Origin of the sequence: Ferrimonas senticii DSM 18821, assembly GCF_000422665.1 — a bacterium.
Lineage (GTDB): Bacteria > Pseudomonadota > Gammaproteobacteria > Enterobacterales > Shewanellaceae > Ferrimonas > Ferrimonas senticii.
In genome coordinates this window covers 1-16,521 of sequence record NZ_AUGM01000007.1, presented here as the reverse complement: position 1 = coordinate 16,521, position 16,521 = coordinate 1, and the positions used below count along the sequence as shown (strand labels likewise).

The following is a 16,521-nucleotide window of genomic DNA, read 5'->3' as shown; positions in this document are numbered from 1 at the left end:
GGGGCGATCTTTTAGATCACCCCTTAGTTATCGGCTTAAGTATCGAGAGCTTAAGTGGTTAGCGCTTCGATTAAGCGGACTCGACTGGACGGCGGCGACCGCCGAGGTATGGCAACTCTGGATTGGGATCTTTCGGCACCAACAGACTTAGTAGCAGTGAACAAACCGCAAAACCGGCACCGATAAAGAACACCAGCGAATGGTCGTTCAACCATACCAAGCCAAGCAGTGCTGGGATAAATACCGCGGCGATGTGGTTGATGGTAAAGCTGACTGAAGAGGTCGAGGCCAGATCCTGCGGATCGGCAATCTTTTGCAGGTAGCTGCGCATCGCAATGGCTAGAGCAAACAGCAGATGGTCGATAACGTACAGCACCGCCGCTTGCCAGGCTTCATCGGCCAAGCCGTAGCCGACAAACACCAGAATCAAGCCAACGTATTCCACCAGCAGCGCGTTGCGATCGCCAAAGCGCTTGATAAAGCGGCCCAGCGCCGGTGCACAGGTGAGGTTAAACAGGTAGTTGACCAAGAATAGGGTGGTGATGTCGGTAACGCTGAAGCCGAATTTTTCGACCATCAAGAAACCGGCGAATACCACAAAGATCTGTCGCCGTGCGCCGGAGAAAAAGGTCAAACCGTAGTAGAGCCAGTAGTCCTTTTTGATGATCAGCTTTTTGTGCTGAGTGGCGCCGCCTTTAAAGATTGGGAAGCGATACACCAAATAGCCCAGCGCCATTAACCCCATCAGGCCAGAGGCTAAATAGATCCACTGGTAATCCAACTCCAGCCAGGTCATCCCCAAATAGATCATGCCGTAAGCCACTAACGCCCCAGCGGCTTTAATCGACAACGCTTTGCCCATAAATTCCGCCGCTTGATCTTTTGGCAGCCATTGCAGAGTCAGCGATTGGTTGATGGTTTCGTAGTAGTGAAAGCCGATCGACATCAGCAGAGTGGTGGCATAAAGCCCGTAAACGCTCGGGAAGTAGCCCGTCAGTGCCACGCCGATGCACATCAGTGCCATGGCCACCAAGGCAAACACCTGTTCCTTAAGGATCAGCAACACAAAAACCGCAGTAAAGGCCAGAAAACCCGGAACCTCTCGTAGCGATTGCAGCATACCGATCTGGGCGCCATCAAAGCTGGCGACCTCGACCACAAAGTTGTTCAGTAGCGCATTCCAAGTGGCGAAGGTCAGCGACATGATAAAGGTTAGGCCGAGCAGCAAACGGGCCTGAGGGGAGAGTTGCACTAGCGAGAGCTCCTGATGGATCCAGCGGATCGTGACAGCGATATGACAGCCTGATGATCAAGTTGAGCAGGGCTATACTTGATGAATGAGAACGCATCTTATCATCTTCCTCATTGGCTGGATGCTGTTTGGTTGCGCATCGATTGATAAGGCGCAAATCAGCACCGATTCGCTGTGGCAGGATCAGCTGTTTGAGCCGCTGGCTAATTCGGCGGCCGTGCCGACACCGGCAAAGATTTTTGCGCTGACCCCAGCAATGCGCAGAGCGTTACAGACGATGCCACGAGGGCAGCATCGGCCATTGGTCGAGTTTCTGCAGCAGGATGGCCAAGTTCAGTACGACAGTCGCCTAACCCGCGATGCTGCCGCGACCTTTGCCAGTAGCAGCGGTAATTGCATGTCGCTGGTGGTAATGACCGCCGCGTTGGCTAAGGCCAATGGCATCGGCTACCGCTATCAACTGGTGCAAGCGCCGCCAGTGTGGGATCGCCAAGGCGGGGTTTATCTGATTAACGGCCACGTCAATATCCGCTTGCAGTCCGGCAGCGACGACACTGTGTTTGAGCGCCGTGGCAGTACTGTCGATTTTTTGCCAGGCAATCAGATCCGCGGCTACCAGATCATCAGCTTAAGCGAGTCGCAATTGCTGGCTCGCTATTACAACAATCTAGCGGCAGAAGCCTTGGTACAACGGCGCTATCAAGCCAGTTATCAACTGCTGAAAGCGGCGCATCAGATCGATCCGCAGTTTGTGCAACTGTGGAACACCTTAGGGGTGTTGTACCGTCGCGTTGGTGCCGAGGCGCAGGCGGAACGGGTTTATCGTTACGCCATTGAGTTAGCGCCAACGGATGTGATCCGCGCTAATTTGGTTAATAACGCGCTGCATAATTTGGCATTGCTGCTTAGCAGTCAAAATCGGTTGCAAGAGTGGCAGCAGGTGCATGCCCGATTAGAACTGAATCGCTTGGCCAATCCTTACTACTACTTCGATATGGGCGAGGCCGCCTATCGCGGAGGCGACTATCAACAGGCGCTGCGCTACTACCGTCGCGCACTTGATTTAGCGGAATATCGGCACGAATTCCACTTTGGCATCAGCCGCGCGTATTTTCGTAATGGCCAGTTAAGCCTCAGTGAGCGGCATATGCGTCAGGCACACAAACTGGCGCCACAAAATGAAAAACAGCGCTACCAACTGAAATTGGCAGCGCTGCGAAGCGGTTAACGGATAGCCGTTTAAGCGTTGTGGTAGCGCTCGGCTGAGCTCAAAATTTCGGCGCGTGCCGCTGCGGCGTCAGCCCAACCATCCACCTTCACCCACTTGCCGCTTTCCAGCTCTTTGTAGCGTTCGAAGAACTGTTGGATCTGCGCTTTGAGCAGGGCCGGTACGTCGTCGATGTCGCGGATATGGTCGTACTCTTGCGACAGTTTAGTGTGCGGTACGGCGATGATCTTGGCGTCTTCGCCGGATTCATCGGTCATGTTCAGCACCCCTACTGGGCGGCAACGGATTACGCTGCCTGGCTGCAGTGGAAACGGCGTCGGAACCAAGACATCAACCGGATCGCCATCCAGCGACAGGGTTTGATTCACGTAGCCGTAATTGGCTGGGTAGAACATTGGTGACTTCATCAGGCGATCAACAAACAGCGCACCGCTGTCTTTGTCGACTTCGTATTTGATGGGGTCATGATTGGCAGGGATCTCGATGATCACATAGATATCATCAGGCAGACTTTTGCCCGCAGGCACATCATTCAAGCTCATGTACGGCATCCTTGTAGTGTATGAACGATAGATTGCCGCTGAGTATAACCGCCTATTAACAACTCGTTAATAGGCGGTAGGTAGAAGGATCAGCGGCTATGGTACGCCAAGCATTCCGCCACTTCATGACGTGAGCCTAAGATCACTGCTACTCGCTGGTGAATGTGGTTTGGCTGGATATCCAAAATGGTTTCATAACCGGTGCTGGCGATGCCGCCGGCTTGCTCAACCAGCAGCGCCATTGGGTTGGCTTCGTACATTAGCCGCAGCTTAAATGGTTTGTTTGGATCCTTGGTGTCGGTTGGGTAGGTGAACAAACCGCCACGGCTGAGCACCCGATGCACGTCACCAACCATCGCTGCGATCCAGCGCATGTTGAAGTTTTTGCCGCGCGGCCCCTCTTTGCCCACCAGCAGATCGGCAATGTACTGCTGCATTGGCGCTTGCCAAAAACGCTGATTGGACATGTTGATGGCAAATTCACTGGTATCCGCTGGTACTTGTACCGCGCCATCCACCAGTTTGAACTGGTTGTCGGTTGGATCGAGGCTGAACATTTGGGTGCCGTTGCCGGTGGTCAATGCCATTACTGTGGCTGGACCGTACAGCATGTAGCAGGCCAGCACTTGGTTGCGGCCGGCTTGCATAAAGGCTTGTTCGCCGTCGATGCCCGCTTGCGCTGGCAGTACCGAGAAAATGGTGCCAACCAAAGAGTTAATGTCGATGTTGGACGAACCATCCAGTGGATCGAAGCTCACCAGATAGTGGCCATCGGCATGGCAAGCCACCACATGATCTTCCTCTTCCGAGGCCAAGGCTTTCACCAGTGGTTGTGCCGCCAGTTTGTCTTTGATCAGATCGTTGGCGATCACATCCAGCTTCTTCTGAGTTTCACCCTGAACGTTCTCTGATTCGGTTGCCCCAAGCACGCCGGCTAGGGCGCCGCCGCGCACCAGTTGGCTGATCTCGACACTGCAGTCGGCCAAGGTGGCAATCAGGGATTGCAGGTTAGCATCAACACCAGTCTGCTTTAGGTAGTCACTCAGAATTTGCATGCTCACAGTCCTGTGAAGTTATGTGAAATTGGGAATCGCCGCGCATGATAGCGGGTTTAAGCGCTGATCAAAATAACAAAAACTCGGCTGCTTGAGCCGAGTTTCAATAGTATTTCAATTGATTACGCTTGTGTGATTGCTCACAGCATAATCACGTTGTAGCGGATTAACACCACCAGTACTAGTAGCAATGGCAGCAGATTGCCCAGTGCCCCAAGTAGGGTGGGTGATTGTCGGCCAATGACCATTTTCAGGGTCAGCAGTAAGCCAGTAAAGTTAATGGCGACCGCGCCTAAGGCAATCAAGCCGGCGATATTCAGCGCACTGTTGCCATTGTCGCGGATCAGTTTAGCCATTTCGTCAGCTTCGCTAACAAAAGCAAAGGGCACAAACAGCACCGCAAAGGCGATGAAGTACAGGATCAAGCCTAATTTGGCGAGTTGGCGTGGAGTAAACATAGTCAGGTGCGGATTAAGTTCAGAGGGCTGAGTGTATCAAAAACGGCGGCGACCCGATGGGTGGCCGCCGTGGTTGGCGTAGTCGTTAGTCTTTGCTAAGTCGCAAAGGTTCCCGCGGTTAGCGCTTACGCAACAAAATGGTTGCGATGGCGACTGCGGTCAGAATAAAGCAGTACCAACCGTAGCTGGCGACCGCCAGTGGCGAGATCGCAAAGGTGGATGCCAATAACAATGCTTGCGCGCCATACGGCAGCAGGCCTTGGATAATGCAAGCGAAGATGTCCAAGGTGGCGGCGCTGCGACGTGGGCTAACCTGGTGTTGCTCGGCCAGCTCTTTGGCAACCGGGCCGGCAACAATCAACGATACGGTGTTGTTGGCGATACAAACGTTGGTTGCGGCCACCAGCGCGCCAATGCCCAGTTCGGCGGATTTCGGATTGCTGTGACTGCCGATCCAGCCGCTGATCTTGGCGGTGATCCACGCCAAGCCACCTTGCTGTTTCATCAGTGCCGCGAGGCCACCAACCAACATCGACAGGATAAAGATCTCCTGCATGTTGCTAAAGCCTTTGTAGATGTCTTGGCCAAAGGTCATAAAGCCATAGTCGCCGGACGCAAATGCCACCCCGCCAGCCAGCAGGACGCCGATGGTCAGCACCAAAAACACGTTTAAACCGGCGACGGCCAAAACCAGAATTGATAGGTATGGCAACACTTTAGTCAGTTCGATGGTCTGTGGTTCGATGCTAGCATTGCCGCTGGCAGAGAAGCCAAACAGCACCAAAGTGATCAATGCCGCCGGTAGGGCGATCCACAAGTTTTCGCGGAACTTGTCTTTCATCTGCGCGCCTTGGGTACGAGTCGCGGCGATGGTGGTATCGGAGATGATCGACAGGTTGTCACCAAAGATCGCACCAGAAAGCACCACCCCTGCCATCAGCGCGTAATCAAAGCCCGCTTGTTCAGCAATGCCTAGGGCAACGGGTGCAACTGCCGCAATGGTACCCATTGAGGTGCCCATTGCGGTCGAGATAAAGGCACTAATCACAAAGATCCCCGGCAGCAGCAACGCCGCTGGGATCAGGTGCAGACCCAGAGCCACGGTGGCATCGACACCACCGGTGGCTTTACCGACCGCCGCAAACGCGCCAGCCAGTAGGTAGATCAGGCACATGGCGATGATGTTGTGATCGCCAATCCCTTTCATAAAGGTATCGATGGCGTCATTAAGACGCTGCTTGCTCATCAGCACGGCCAAGATGATCGCCGGTAAAATGGCGATAACTGGCGACAACTGATAGAAAGCAAAGTCGGTGCCTTGCGCATGAAAGTAGGCACCGGTGCCGACATAGATCGCTAGGTAAAGCATCAGTGGCAACAGGGCTTTCGGGGTAGCAGCGGCGATCGGTGCGCTCATGGTGGTTCTGCCTAATGGATAATTCAGTGGCGGCACAATACGCAAGTCATGGCCGTCCGTCAATATGGACGTCTAAACGTCTTTTGTGTTCTGCGCAGTCAGCACGGTTTCAGTGATTAATCGGCTCGGGCGCGATTGCCACTCTAACCACAACATCGGGATAACGATTAGGGCCGCCCCGGCCAGCATCGGTACGGTTAATGGTTCGTCGAACCACAGCAGACCCACGATTGCGGCCCACACCAAGGCGGTGTATTCGGCGCTGGCGATTTGGCTGCTGGCGCAGCGACGAAAGGCGATCACGCACAATCCGGTAAACAGTAGCAGCGCCGCGCTGGAGCCGATCGCGGTATCGATAATGCTGAAATCCCAAGGCTGGTTATCCGCCATTGCCAAGGCAAAAGTGGCGGGGACTCCTAACAAATTGGTCAGAAACAGGGTTTGCAACACCGTATGCTGACTGGGCAATTGTCGTATCAGCAGGTTATTAACCGCGATCGACAGCGCCACCATCAGCGCCGCAATGGCACCGAGGTTGAACTCGGTCGGCTGTACGATCACCAATACGCCGATAAAGCCAATGATGGTGGCGGTGATGGCGGCGGTGGTTAATGACTCTCGATACCACCAGTAGGCCAGCGGCAACATCAGTAGCGGGGTGGAGTGAAACAGTGCGCTGGCGGAGGCGATTGGTAGGTGAGCCAAGGCCGGCACCATGCACAGGGCGCCGAGAACAAACACGTGAGCCCGTAAGGCGTGCCAGTGCAGTCCCTGACGCCAGCGGCCTTGGGGCAACCACCACAGTAACGGCGCCAGCAACACCAGCGAGGCCAATTGCCGAAACAACACAAACTGAAATATCGGCATTTGGGCGCCGCCCACTTTGATACACAGATCTGAGACAACGCTGGCGAGGTTAGCCAGCACCAGCAGCAACATGCCATTGCGGGGAGAAAGTGGGTGCATGATAGGGGGTTAAGCAGCAATAAAAGCTCAGGGTAGTGCCGGCTTTGGGTGATGTATAATGATGAAAATTAACTCTTTATTAGTTTGATTCATGAAGTTGCCGCCCCTGCGTGCCACCCAATGCTTTGAAGCGGTGGTCCGTTTAAACAGCTTTTCGTTGGCCGCCCAAGCGCTGCACATCACCCAAAGTGCCGTCAGCCATCAGGTTCGGCAGTTAGAGGATTATCTTGGCGAGCCACTGCTGGCCAGGCAGGGACGACATTGGTCGTTAACGCCATCGGGACAACGCTTTTATGAACAAACTGCCCAAGCGCTATTGCAGTTGGCCAATGCCGCCAGCGTTTTTCGCGACGGCAGCGGCGGCCCGATCCGCTTGGCGTTGTACAGCTCGTTAGCGGTGAAGTGGTTGATCCCAAGGTTGCCGCTGTTGAAACAGCAGCATCCCGAGTTGCAGCTGAGCCTGAATATGGTGGCCGACAATCCCCAATGCAGTGATCAGCTGGGCGACTGCTTTATTACCGTAAAGCCACCCAGCAGCGGCATGATCTGCCAGCAACTCTATCAAGAACGCTTACTGCCAGTTTGCGGTCAGCGCACGTGGCAACAGTTGCAGCAGCAACCTTTGCCGCAGGCGTTGTGGTCGCAACCACTGCTATCGGTGCAATCCAGTTTTGGCGCGCCGCAAGAAGATTGGCGCCGCTGGTGTCAGCATAACGGCTGGCAATTGCCGTCAGAGGTGCAGTTTCAGCATCTGAGCCACATGCTGCTGGCGGCGGAAGCGGCCCGCTTTGATCAGGGCATTGCCTTGGTCAATCACTACATGCTGGATGACTTGGCGAGCCACGACTTAGTGCGGATCCCGCTGCCGGAACTGCTGACTGGGGATAGCTTCTACTTTGTTTACAAAGCCAGTCGGCAGCGCCAACCACAGTTGTTATTGCTGCTGCATTGGTTGCAGCAGCAAAGCCTTCAGTACGGCAGTGCCAGCACTGCTGTCAGCGCCGCAGCAATCGGGTAGACTGACGCCTAATATCAACCGCCAGTACCAGACGGACAGCACTGACGATGCACATTCATATTTTGGGGATCTGCGGCACCTTTATGGGCGGCCTAGCCCTGCTGGCGCGCCAGCAAGGGCATAAGATCACCGGCAGCGATGCCAACGTTTACCCGCCAATGAGCACTCAGCTTGAGCAGCAAGGGATTGAACTGATCGAAGGCTATGATCCGGCGCAACTTCAGCCACAGCCAGATTTGGTGGTGATTGGCAACGCCATGAGCCGCGGCAATCCCTGCGTTGAGGCGGTGCTGGATCGTGGCATTCCTTATACCTCTGGCCCACAGTTTTTAGCCGAGCATATTTTGCCTGGCAAATGGGTGCTGGCGGTGTCTGGCACTCACGGTAAAACCACCACCGCCTCGATGCTGGCGTGGTTATTGGAAGACAACGGTTTAAACCCGAGCTTCTTAATTGGTGGGGTAGTGCGTGAATTTGGCCTGTCGGCACGACTGACCGATGATCCGTTTTTTGTGGTCGAAGCCGATGAGTACGACAGCGCCTTTTTCGATAAGCGTTCTAAGTTCGTTCACTACCGACCACGGACTCTGGTGATCAACAACCTCGAATTTGATCACGCCGACATCTTTGATTCCCTTAAAGACATTCAGCGTCAGTTCCATCACTTGCTGCGGATGGTGCCAAGCAGTGGCTTGGTGCTGCATCCGCCGATGGCATCGATCACCGACACCATCGCCATGGGCTGCTGGAGTCAGCAACAATTGCTGGGGGATGACCGAGGCTGGCAAGCGCGCAAACTGACAGCCGATGGCAGCGCCTTTGAGGTCTATCTTGAGGGGCAACTGCAAGGTCAGCTAGCGTGGAACCTGATTGGCGATCACAACATCAGCAACGCCTTGGCGGCGCTGGCGGCGGCGCGTCATGTCGGGGTTCGTCCCGCCGATGGCTTGGCGTCTCTGGCCAAGTTCCAAGGGCCGAAGCGGCGTTTAGAGCTGCGGGCGGAAATCGGTGGCATCGCCATCTATGACGATTTTGCTCACCACCCAACGGCGATCGCCACCACCTTGAATGGCGTCCGTCAGCGCATCGGCGACCGAGGCCGCGTGATTGCGGTGTTGGAGCCTCGTTCGAACACCATGAAACAGGGCGTACATCAGCATACCTTGGCGGCGTCCTTAGCCGAGGCCGACTTGGCCTTTATGCTGGCGCCGGGCTCGGTGGATTGGGATGTGGCGGCGGCGATGGCCAATGGCCCAACCCCAACTCAAGTGCTGGCTAGCGTCGACGCCATTATCGAACAGTTGCTCACACAAATTACCGCTGGCGACCAGTTGGTGATCATGAGTAATGGCGGTTTTGACAGCATCCATCAGCGATTGATCGACAAGTTGAGGGCGATTCATGCATCAGCGTGACCAAAGCGCACAAAAGCGTGACCAAAGCATCACTTTGGCGTTTACTGGGGCGTCCGGCGCGCCATATGGGCTGCGCTTATTGCGTTGTCTGCTAGAATCCGGCCGCAACGTGCATCTGATGATTTCATCAGCGGCGCGGGTGGTACTCGCCGAAGAGCAAGGGCTGAAACTGCCGGGCTCGCCGGAAGCCTGTGAACAACTGTTATCCGAGCAGTTGGGTGCGGCACCGGGGCAACTGCGAGTGTACGGTAAAGAGCAATGGTTTTCGCCGGTAGCCTCTGGCTCTGGTGCGCCGCGACAGATGGTGATCTGTCCCTGTTCTACCGGTACGCTGGCGGCGGTTGCTACTGGCATGAGTAACAACCTGATTGAACGTGCTGCCGATGTGGTGCTGAAAGAACGAGGCCAACTGTTGTTGGTGCCGCGGGAAACGCCGTTTAACAGTATCCATCTGGAGCATATGCTGAAACTCAGCAACCTGGGCGCAGTCATTATGCCGGCGGCACCGGGGTTTTATCACCAGCCGCAGTCAATCGACGATCTGGTGGATTTTATGGTGGCACGGATCCTCGACCACCTACAGATAGAACATCACCTTAGCCGCCGTTGGGGCTACGGTACACCTACACAATCGAATTAAGCCGAAGGCTAACCAAATGAGCAAACTGAACCAGCTGAACTACGAAGTAATGATCTCTGAAGAGGAGATCGGTCAGATCCTGGATACCGTGGCAGCGAAGATCAATCAAGATTACGCTGACGTTGACAACCTACTGCTGGTTGGCCTGCTGAAAGGTTCTGTGGTGGTAATGAGCGACTTGGCTCGTCGTCTGACTGGTGACGTCCATTTCGACTTTATGACCGCATCCTCCTACCACGGTGGCACCGAGTCCAGCGGTGATGTGAAGATCGTAATGGATCTGGCCAACAGCATCCGTGGTCGTCACGTGATGTTGGTGGAAGACATCATCGATACCGGCCGTACCTTGTCCAAAGTACGCGAACTGCTGCTGAGCCGTGAGCCAGCCAGCTTGAAGATCTGTACCTTCCTGGACAAGCCATCCCGCCGCGTTGTTGACGTGCCAGTGGATTACGTAGGTCGTGAAATTCCAGATGAGTTCGTTATCGGTTACGGTCTGGATTACGCTGAAAGCTACCGTCAGCTGCCTTACATCGCCAAAGTAAACCCAGCGTAATCGTATTGCTTGGTTAACCGTCTCATGTTGTGGTGAAAGCCTTGATTGAGACGGTTGCTCCGGCGCCATAAGCGCAGCGCGAGCGACTAAAAAGCCGCCCTATGAATCCATAGGGCGGCTTTTTATTGGGCGAGATTTGTCCCAGCGGTTACGCTACTGCGCCAACTTATTGTTGGGGTAGTTGGTCGCCAATACCTGCTTGGCGTGATCCCGCAAGGTCTGTTGCCCCAGTTTGTCGTAGGCCTGCACCATGATCTCCAGCGCGCGCTCGGTGGCTGGGGTATCGGAATACTTCTCTAAGATCAGTTGGGCGCGGTTGGCGGCGGCAATCCAAGTGTCCATGTAGACGTAGTATTCAGCGACTTGCAGTTCGTAGTTACCTAAGCGGTTTTTCAAAAAGCGCATCCGCTGTTGGGCGTCCGGGCTGTAGCGGCTGTTGGGGTAAGCTTTGACTAACTGCTCAAAATCGCGAAACGCTTCAATCGCCGCGGTTGGATCGCGATCGCTGCGATCGATGCCCATCAACTCATGGAACAGGTATTGATCCGCCTGCATGTTGGTGAGGCCACGCATGTAGTAGACGTAATCGATATCTTTATGGGTTGGGTTTAGGCGGATAAAACGGTCGATGTTGGCCAGCGCATTGGCGCTATCCTCTAGCTTGTAATAAGCGAAGATCAGATCCAACTGCACTTGGGTCTTGTGCGGACCAAAAGGGTAGCGGCTGTCCAAGGCTTCCAGTACTTGGGTCGCTTTAGTGAAATTGCCCAGTTCCATCGCGGCACGCGCATCGGCATACAGCGCTTCGGGGGTCTTATTTTCCACCTGATAGCCACTGTCTTGGTCGTTCGAAGAACAGCCGGTCACCAGAACCAGACTACTGAGGGCTAAGAGCGCCGAAGCGGTTAGTTTGCGCATGGGTGGTGTCGATCCCTAAACAAGCCGTGCCTGTGCACGGAAAAAAGCGATAAAATGCAATCTGAGCGATTCTAACAGAACTGATTACGAATTCGAGTCCCCGCGGACTAAGCCAGAGACTATGACACAAAACATTGAATTAACAGGAAACATCCAATTCTCCCAGTTGGGCCAACGGCTCGATCAAGCACTGGCGGAGTGTTTCCCTGACTACTCCCGTAGTCGTATTAAAGAGTGGATCCTGGCGGAAAAAGTTCAACTGGACGGCAAAATTGCCGCCAAGCCGCGTGAAAAAGTGCGCGGCGGCGAAGAAATTTTGATCCGCGCTGAACTGCAAGAGGAGGTCTCCTCGCGCCCGCAGGATATTCCGCTGAACATCGTCTTCGAAGACGAGCACATTTTGGTGATCAACAAGCCAACCGATTTGGTGGTTCACCCTGGTGCTGGCAACCACGATGGCACCATCTTGAATGCGTTGCTGCACCACTATCCTGAGATCGTCAACGTACCGCGTGCCGGTATCGTTCACCGTCTGGATAAAGACACCACCGGTTTGATGGTAATTGCCAAGACCGTACCAGCGCAGACCCACCTGGTGGCCAAGCTGCAAGCCCGTGAAATTACCCGTGAATACGAAGCGGTGGCCTGCGGCATGATGACCGCTGGCGGTACCGTGGATGAGCCAATTGGCCGTCACCCACAGCGTCGTACCCACATGGCGGTAACCGAACTGGGTAAAGAAGCGGTAACCCACTACCGTGTGAAAGAGAAGTTCCGCGCTCACACGTTGCTGCGTCTGCGCTTGGAATCCGGTCGTACGCACCAAATCCGCGTGCATATGGCCCACATTGGTCATCCACTGGTTGGCGATCCGCTGTACTTGGGCCGTCCTCGCCCGCTGCGTGGCGCTTCTGAAGAGCTGCGCGACACCATGCGGTTCTTCGGTCGTCAGGCACTGCACGCGGCGATGCTGCGCTTAGAGCACCCAATCACTGGTGAAATGATGCAGTGGCAAGCGCCAATCCCTGAAGATATGGTGCGTCTGACCGCGTTGCTGCGTGAAGACACCATCGACAAAGGCATGGACTACTAAGTCTTAGGAACAAGTCTCAGGAACTAAGCGCATGTGGTTACGCCCCGATTGGCCTGCTCCTAGCAATGTATTGGCGCTGTCGACAACCCGCTTTGGTGGTCGATCGATTGCTGCTTTTCGTGGCTTAAACCTTGGCGATCACGTCGGCGACCACCCCGAGTTGGTCGCCGCTAACCGCGCCATAGTGCAGCAGCGTCTGCCGGCGGATGCGCAGATCCAATGGCTCAGCCAAGTGCACGGCACCACGGTGTTGAATTTGCCGCTGTCAGAGGCGGCCGCTGCCCCTGAAGCGGATGCCAGTTACAGCAATCAGCCTCAGCAATTTTGTGCGGTGATGACCGCTGATTGTTTGCCGCTGTTGTTGTGCGATGTCGCTGGGCGCGAAGTGGCGGCAGTGCACGCCGGTTGGCGTGGCCTCTGTGATGGCATTATCGAGCAAGCCGTGACCGGCTTTAGCGCCGACGCCAATCAGTTACTGGCGTGGCTTGGTCCGGCCATCGGCCCCAGTTGCTTTGAGGTGGGCGCTGAGGTTCGGCAAGCCTTCATTGATAAGCAAGCGGCTGCCGCTAGCGCCTTTACTCGCCAGCATAACGGTAAATATCTGGCCGATATCTATGCGCTGGCACGACGGCGTTTGCAGGCGATTGGCGTCAGCCAAATTTACGGTGGCGATCTTTGTACCGTCAGCGATCCTTCCCGTTTTTACTCCTACCGTCGCAGCGGCACTACCGGTCGCCAAGCCAGCCTCATTGGCTTATTACGCTAAACCTCAACGCCGCTGATTTGGATCAAGCGTCACCGCCTTTGCCAAAGGTGATGCTTGAATCATTGCTAAATGCCCCCATCTGAATTGAGTAACTAATTCATCTTCAGAGGTGTGCCATGCGTTTAGATAAAATGACCAACAAGCTGCAACAGGCGATCAGCGATGCGCAATCGTTGGCGCTGGGATTGGATCATCAATATATCGAACCCGCTCACATCATGTTGGCCTTGCTGCAGCAGCAAGGGGGCAGTGTTCGGCCATTGCTGCAACTGATTAAAGTCGACAGCAATCAATTGCAGCAACAACTGCAACAAAGTTTGGAGCGCACCGCCAAAGTCAGCGGTGGCGACGGCGACTTGCAACTGTCCCGCGATACCATTCGAGTGCTGAATCTGTGCGATAAGCTGTCGCAGCAGCGCAACGAGCAATTTATCTCTTCTGAACTGTTTGTGTTGGCGTTGCTGCAAAGCCAATCGGAGGTTGGCCAACTGCTGGCGCAGCAAGGCGTTAGCGAACAGAAACTCAACGACGCCATCGCTTCGGTACGTGGTGGTGCTGGGGTTGATAGCGCCGGCGCCGAAGATCAGCGCCAAGCCTTAAGCAAATACACCATCGATCTGAACGAGCGTGCCGAATCCGGCAAGCTCGATCCAGTGATCGGCCGCGACGATGAGATCCGTCGCACCATTCAAGTGCTGCAGCGTCGCAGCAAAAACAACCCAGTGTTGATTGGCGAGCCAGGGGTAGGTAAAACCGCCATCGTCGAGGGTTTAGCGCAGCGGATCGTCAATGGCGAAGTGCCCGAAGGCTTAAAAGACAAGCGGGTATTGTCGTTGGATATGGGCGCGTTGCTCGCGGGCGCTAAGTACCGTGGCGAATTCGAAGAACGACTGAAAGCGGTGTTGAATGAACTGGCCAAAGAAGAGGGCCGGGTCATTTTGTTTATCGACGAACTGCACACCATGGTCGGCGCCGGTAAAGCCGATGGTGCCATGGACGCTGGCAATATGCTTAAGCCTGCGCTGGCTCGTGGTGAACTGCACTGTGTTGGCGCCACGACGTTGGATGAGTATCGCCAATATGTAGAGAAAGACGCGGCGTTGGAGCGTCGATTCCAGAAAGTGCTGGTGGATGAACCGAGCGTTGAAGACACCATCGCCATTTTGCGCGGCTTAAAAGAGCGCTATGAACTGCACCACAATGTCGAGATCACCGATCCGGCGATTGTGGCGGCGGCGACCTTATCCCATCGCTATGTCTCTGATCGTAAGCTACCGGACAAAGCGATCGATCTAATTGACGAGGCGGCATCTTCGATCCGCTTAGAAATTGACTCTAAACCGGAATCGCTGGATCGACTGGAGCGACGGATCATTCAGTTAAAGCTGGAACAGCAGGCGCTGCAGAAAGAGTCCGACGACGGCAGTCGCAAACGGTTAGAGCTGCTGAATGAGCAACTGGACAAGCTCGAGCGTGAATTTGGCGAACTGGATGAGATCTGGCGTAGCGAAAAAGCCGCTCTGGCGGGCAGCCATGACATTAAAGCGGAACTGGACCAAGCGCGGCAGCAATTGGAAGTGGCCCGTCGCGCCACCGATCTACAAGCAATGTCAGAACTGCAATACGGCCGCATTCCAGAATTAGAGCGCAAACTGGATTTGGCAGCGCAAGCCGAGATGCAGGAGATGACTCTGCTAAAGAATAAGGTGACCGATGCCGAAATCGCCGAGGTGCTGGCCAAAGCTACCGGCATTCCGGTAGCCAATATGCTCGAGGGCGAGCGCGATAAGCTGCTGCGGATGGAGGAGCACCTGCATCAACGGGTGGTGGGGCAAGCTGAAGCGGTTGAAGCGGTTTCCAACGCGATTCGTCGCAGCCGTGCTGGGCTGTCGGCGCCGGATCAGCCAATCGGCTCGTTCCTATTCTTAGGTCCGACCGGGGTTGGTAAGACCGAACTGTCCAAAGCACTGGCTAACTTTATGTTTGATACCGACGACGCGATGGTGCGCATCGACATGTCCGAGTTTATGGAGAAACACTCGGTAGCACGGTTGGTGGGCGCGCCTCCAGGTTACGTCGGCTACGAAGAGGGCGGCTACCTGACTGAAGCGGTGCGCCGTAAGCCGTATTCGGTGATCTTGCTCGATGAAGTCGAAAAAGCCCATCCGGATGTGTTCAACATTCTCTTGCAAGTGCTGGATGACGGCCGTCTAACCGATGGTCAGGGCCGCACCGTGGATTTTCGTAACACCGTTATCATCATGACCTCCAACTTGGGTTCGGATCAGATCCAACAGCACCATGGTGAACTGGCCTACGAAGAGATTAAGCAATTGCTGCAAGACGCGCTGCTGACCCAGTTCCGTCCAGAGTTTCTCAACCGAGTCGATGAAACCGTGGTATTCCACCCATTAGCGCAAGCGCAGATCGCCAACATTGCCGATATTCAGTTGGCCAAACTAAAGCAGCGCTTGGCTGACAAAGAGTACCAACTGCAACTGTCGCCGCAGGCATTACAGTGGCTGGCTGCCGCAGGGTTTGATCCAGTCTACGGCGCAAGACCACTGAAACGGGCGATCCAGCAGCGTTTGGAAAACCCACTGGCGCAACAAATTTTGGCGGGCAGCTTGCTGCCTGGGCAGCCGATACAGGTTGATGTGGTTGATGAGCAGCTGCAATTCAAGCAATAACCAAGGTTAGTGCGAAGGGTCACTAGTACAATTAAGAAAGGATGCAACATCCTCTGACCAGTAAAAAAGCCGCATTTCGCGGCTTTTTTATCCATTTTTTATTCTAAAATGGAGGTTTCGCTTAATTGATGAGCGAATGGCGCTAAAAATGCAAAAAACTTCACTTTAGGGGTTGCGGGAATTTCGAAGCTCCCTATAATGCGCCTCCTGTCGACGGGGCACAGCGAGCAAATCGCCGCAGTGAAAACCAAGTCGACCGGTTCGAAAAAGAAGTTAGAAAATAACGCTTGACGAACCAACCGGATACGCTAGAATGCGCGTCCTGTCTCGAACGAGACAAGCTCTTTAAAAATTAGTCAGACAATCTGTGTGGGCACTCACGTGGAACGAGAAATCATCATTTTCTCGATGAAACTGAAGTGTTCATGCAACATGCAGAATGTTGAATCTTCGGATTTAACATCTATCAGAATTCATTGAGTAGTCTGTGATTGTTACTTCGGTAGC

15 protein-coding genes are annotated in these 16,521 nt (G+C 54.6%); 8 read left to right on the top strand and 7 right to left on the bottom strand.

Translation table 11 applies throughout. The annotated features are described in order from the left end of the window. Nucleotides 1-70: 70 nt before the first annotated feature. The gene (locus tag G506_RS18910) at nt 71-1,252 is read right to left on the bottom strand and encodes an MFS transporter (RefSeq protein WP_035387065.1); all 1,182 of its coding nucleotides are present in this window, start codon (nt 1,250-1,252) and stop codon (nt 71-73) included. An 85-nt stretch (nt 1,253-1,337) separates the two neighbouring features. Between G506_RS18910 and G506_RS0105460 the strand changes: the two genes are divergently transcribed. After that, nucleotides 1,338-2,480, top strand: a complete 1,143-nt coding sequence (locus G506_RS0105460; protein WP_028115987.1) for a tetratricopeptide repeat protein — start codon at nt 1,338-1,340, stop codon at nt 2,478-2,480. 11 nt (nt 2,481-2,491) lie between these two features. Here the strand turns inward: G506_RS0105460 and ppa are convergent, their stop codons facing one another. From ppa to G506_RS0105435, 5 genes are all read right to left on the bottom strand, one after another. After that, nucleotides 2,492-3,022 (bottom strand): inorganic diphosphatase, encoded by a 531-nt coding sequence (gene ppa, locus G506_RS0105455; RefSeq protein WP_028115986.1) that lies wholly within the window; start codon nt 3,020-3,022, stop codon nt 2,492-2,494. Nucleotides 3,023-3,111: 89 nt separating this feature from the next. Continuing rightward, nucleotides 3,112-4,077 carry a class 1 fructose-bisphosphatase gene (locus tag G506_RS0105450; protein WP_028115985.1) on the bottom strand — a complete coding sequence of 322 codons (966 nt, stop codon included), beginning with the start codon at nt 4,075-4,077 and terminating at the stop codon, nt 3,112-3,114. Nucleotides 4,078-4,217: 140 nt separating this feature from the next. Further along, nucleotides 4,218-4,535: a hypothetical protein gene (locus tag G506_RS0105445; RefSeq protein ID WP_028115984.1), complete on the bottom strand. Its 318-nt coding sequence runs from the start codon at nt 4,533-4,535 to the stop codon at nt 4,218-4,220. Between the two features lie 118 nt (nt 4,536-4,653). After that, nucleotides 4,654-5,952: a Na+/H+ antiporter NhaC family protein gene (locus G506_RS0105440; RefSeq protein ID WP_028115983.1), complete on the bottom strand. Its 1,299-nt coding sequence runs from the start codon at nt 5,950-5,952 to the stop codon at nt 4,654-4,656. Between the two features lie 72 nt (nt 5,953-6,024). Beyond that, a complete protein-coding gene (locus G506_RS0105435; protein ID WP_028115982.1) occupies nt 6,025-6,918 on the bottom strand; it encodes a DMT family transporter in 894 nt (297 codons plus the stop codon). A gap of 91 nt (nt 6,919-7,009) precedes the next feature. Between G506_RS0105435 and G506_RS0105430 the strand changes: the two genes are divergently transcribed. From G506_RS0105430 to hpt, 4 genes are read left to right on the top strand one after another with little or no spacing between them, the layout of a single operon-like run. Continuing rightward, on the top strand, nt 7,010-7,936 hold the full coding sequence (locus G506_RS0105430; RefSeq protein ID WP_028115981.1) for a LysR family transcriptional regulator: 927 nt from the start codon (nt 7,010-7,012) through the stop codon (nt 7,934-7,936). A gap of 47 nt (nt 7,937-7,983) precedes the next feature. Then, on the top strand, nt 7,984-9,351 hold the full coding sequence (mpl, locus tag G506_RS0105425; protein WP_028115980.1) for a UDP-N-acetylmuramate:L-alanyl-gamma-D-glutamyl-meso-diaminopimelate ligase: 1,368 nt from the start codon (nt 7,984-7,986) through the stop codon (nt 9,349-9,351). Next, nucleotides 9,338-9,991, top strand: a complete 654-nt coding sequence (locus G506_RS0105420) for a flavin prenyltransferase UbiX (RefSeq protein WP_028115979.1) — start codon at nt 9,338-9,340, stop codon at nt 9,989-9,991. Before mpl ends, G506_RS0105420 begins: the two co-directional genes overlap by 14 nt. Nucleotides 9,992-10,007: 16 nt before the next feature. Then, nucleotides 10,008-10,547, top strand: coding sequence for a hypoxanthine phosphoribosyltransferase (hpt, locus tag G506_RS0105415; protein ID WP_028115978.1), 540 nt, complete (start codon nt 10,008-10,010; stop codon nt 10,545-10,547). A gap of 153 nt (nt 10,548-10,700) precedes the next feature. Here the strand turns inward: hpt and G506_RS0105410 are convergent, their stop codons facing one another. After that, the gene (locus G506_RS0105410; protein ID WP_028115977.1) at nt 10,701-11,465 is read right to left on the bottom strand and encodes an outer membrane protein assembly factor BamD; all 765 of its coding nucleotides are present in this window, start codon (nt 11,463-11,465) and stop codon (nt 10,701-10,703) included. Nucleotides 11,466-11,586: 121 nt separating this feature from the next. On the opposite strand from G506_RS0105410, the gene rluD reads away from it, so the two are divergent. The 3 genes from rluD (at nt 11,587) to clpB (ending at nt 16,014) form a co-directional block, all read left to right on the top strand. Then, a complete protein-coding gene (gene rluD, locus G506_RS0105405; RefSeq protein WP_028115976.1) occupies nt 11,587-12,558 on the top strand; it encodes a 23S rRNA pseudouridine(1911/1915/1917) synthase RluD in 972 nt (323 codons plus the stop codon). 31 nt (nt 12,559-12,589) lie between these two features. Continuing rightward, nucleotides 12,590-13,324 carry a peptidoglycan editing factor PgeF gene (gene pgeF, locus G506_RS0105400; RefSeq protein ID WP_028115975.1) on the top strand — a complete coding sequence of 245 codons (735 nt, stop codon included), beginning with the start codon at nt 12,590-12,592 and terminating at the stop codon, nt 13,322-13,324. A gap of 116 nt (nt 13,325-13,440) precedes the next feature. Then, entirely contained in the window at nt 13,441-16,014 is a 2,574-nt protein-coding gene (gene clpB, locus G506_RS0105395; protein ID WP_028115974.1) for an ATP-dependent chaperone ClpB, read from the top strand. The last annotated feature ends 507 nt before the right edge of the window (nt 16,015-16,521 follow it).

What these genes read in the sequence shown, in the direction of transcription:
- clpB (WP_028115974.1), top strand. Translation starts at nt 13,441, where the DNA reads ATGCGTTTAGATAAAATGACCAACAAGCTGCAACAGGCGATCAGCGAT.
- G506_RS0105420 (WP_028115979.1), top strand. Translation starts at nt 9,338, where the DNA reads ATGCATCAGCGTGACCAAAGCGCACAAAAGCGTGACCAAAGCATCACT.
- G506_RS0105460 (WP_028115987.1), top strand. Translation starts at nt 1,338, where the DNA reads ATGAGAACGCATCTTATCATCTTCCTCATTGGCTGGATGCTGTTTGGT.
- hpt (WP_028115978.1), top strand. Translation starts at nt 10,008, where the DNA reads ATGAGCAAACTGAACCAGCTGAACTACGAAGTAATGATCTCTGAAGAG.
- mpl (WP_028115980.1), top strand. Translation starts at nt 7,984, where the DNA reads ATGCACATTCATATTTTGGGGATCTGCGGCACCTTTATGGGCGGCCTA.
- G506_RS0105440 (WP_028115983.1), bottom strand. Translation starts at nt 5,952, where the DNA reads ATGAGCGCACCGATCGCCGCTGCTACCCCGAAAGCCCTGTTGCCACTG.
- rluD (WP_028115976.1), top strand. Translation starts at nt 11,587, where the DNA reads ATGACACAAAACATTGAATTAACAGGAAACATCCAATTCTCCCAGTTG.
- pgeF (WP_028115975.1), top strand. Translation starts at nt 12,590, where the DNA reads ATGTGGTTACGCCCCGATTGGCCTGCTCCTAGCAATGTATTGGCGCTG.
- G506_RS0105410 (WP_028115977.1), bottom strand. Translation starts at nt 11,465, where the DNA reads ATGCGCAAACTAACCGCTTCGGCGCTCTTAGCCCTCAGTAGTCTGGTT.
- ppa (WP_028115986.1), bottom strand. Translation starts at nt 3,022, where the DNA reads ATGAGCTTGAATGATGTGCCTGCGGGCAAAAGTCTGCCTGATGATATC.
- G506_RS0105435 (WP_028115982.1), bottom strand. Translation starts at nt 6,918, where the DNA reads ATGCACCCACTTTCTCCCCGCAATGGCATGTTGCTGCTGGTGCTGGCT.
- G506_RS0105445 (WP_028115984.1), bottom strand. Translation starts at nt 4,535, where the DNA reads ATGTTTACTCCACGCCAACTCGCCAAATTAGGCTTGATCCTGTACTTC.
- G506_RS0105430 (WP_028115981.1), top strand. Translation starts at nt 7,010, where the DNA reads ATGAAGTTGCCGCCCCTGCGTGCCACCCAATGCTTTGAAGCGGTGGTC.
- G506_RS0105450 (WP_028115985.1), bottom strand. Translation starts at nt 4,077, where the DNA reads ATGCAAATTCTGAGTGACTACCTAAAGCAGACTGGTGTTGATGCTAAC.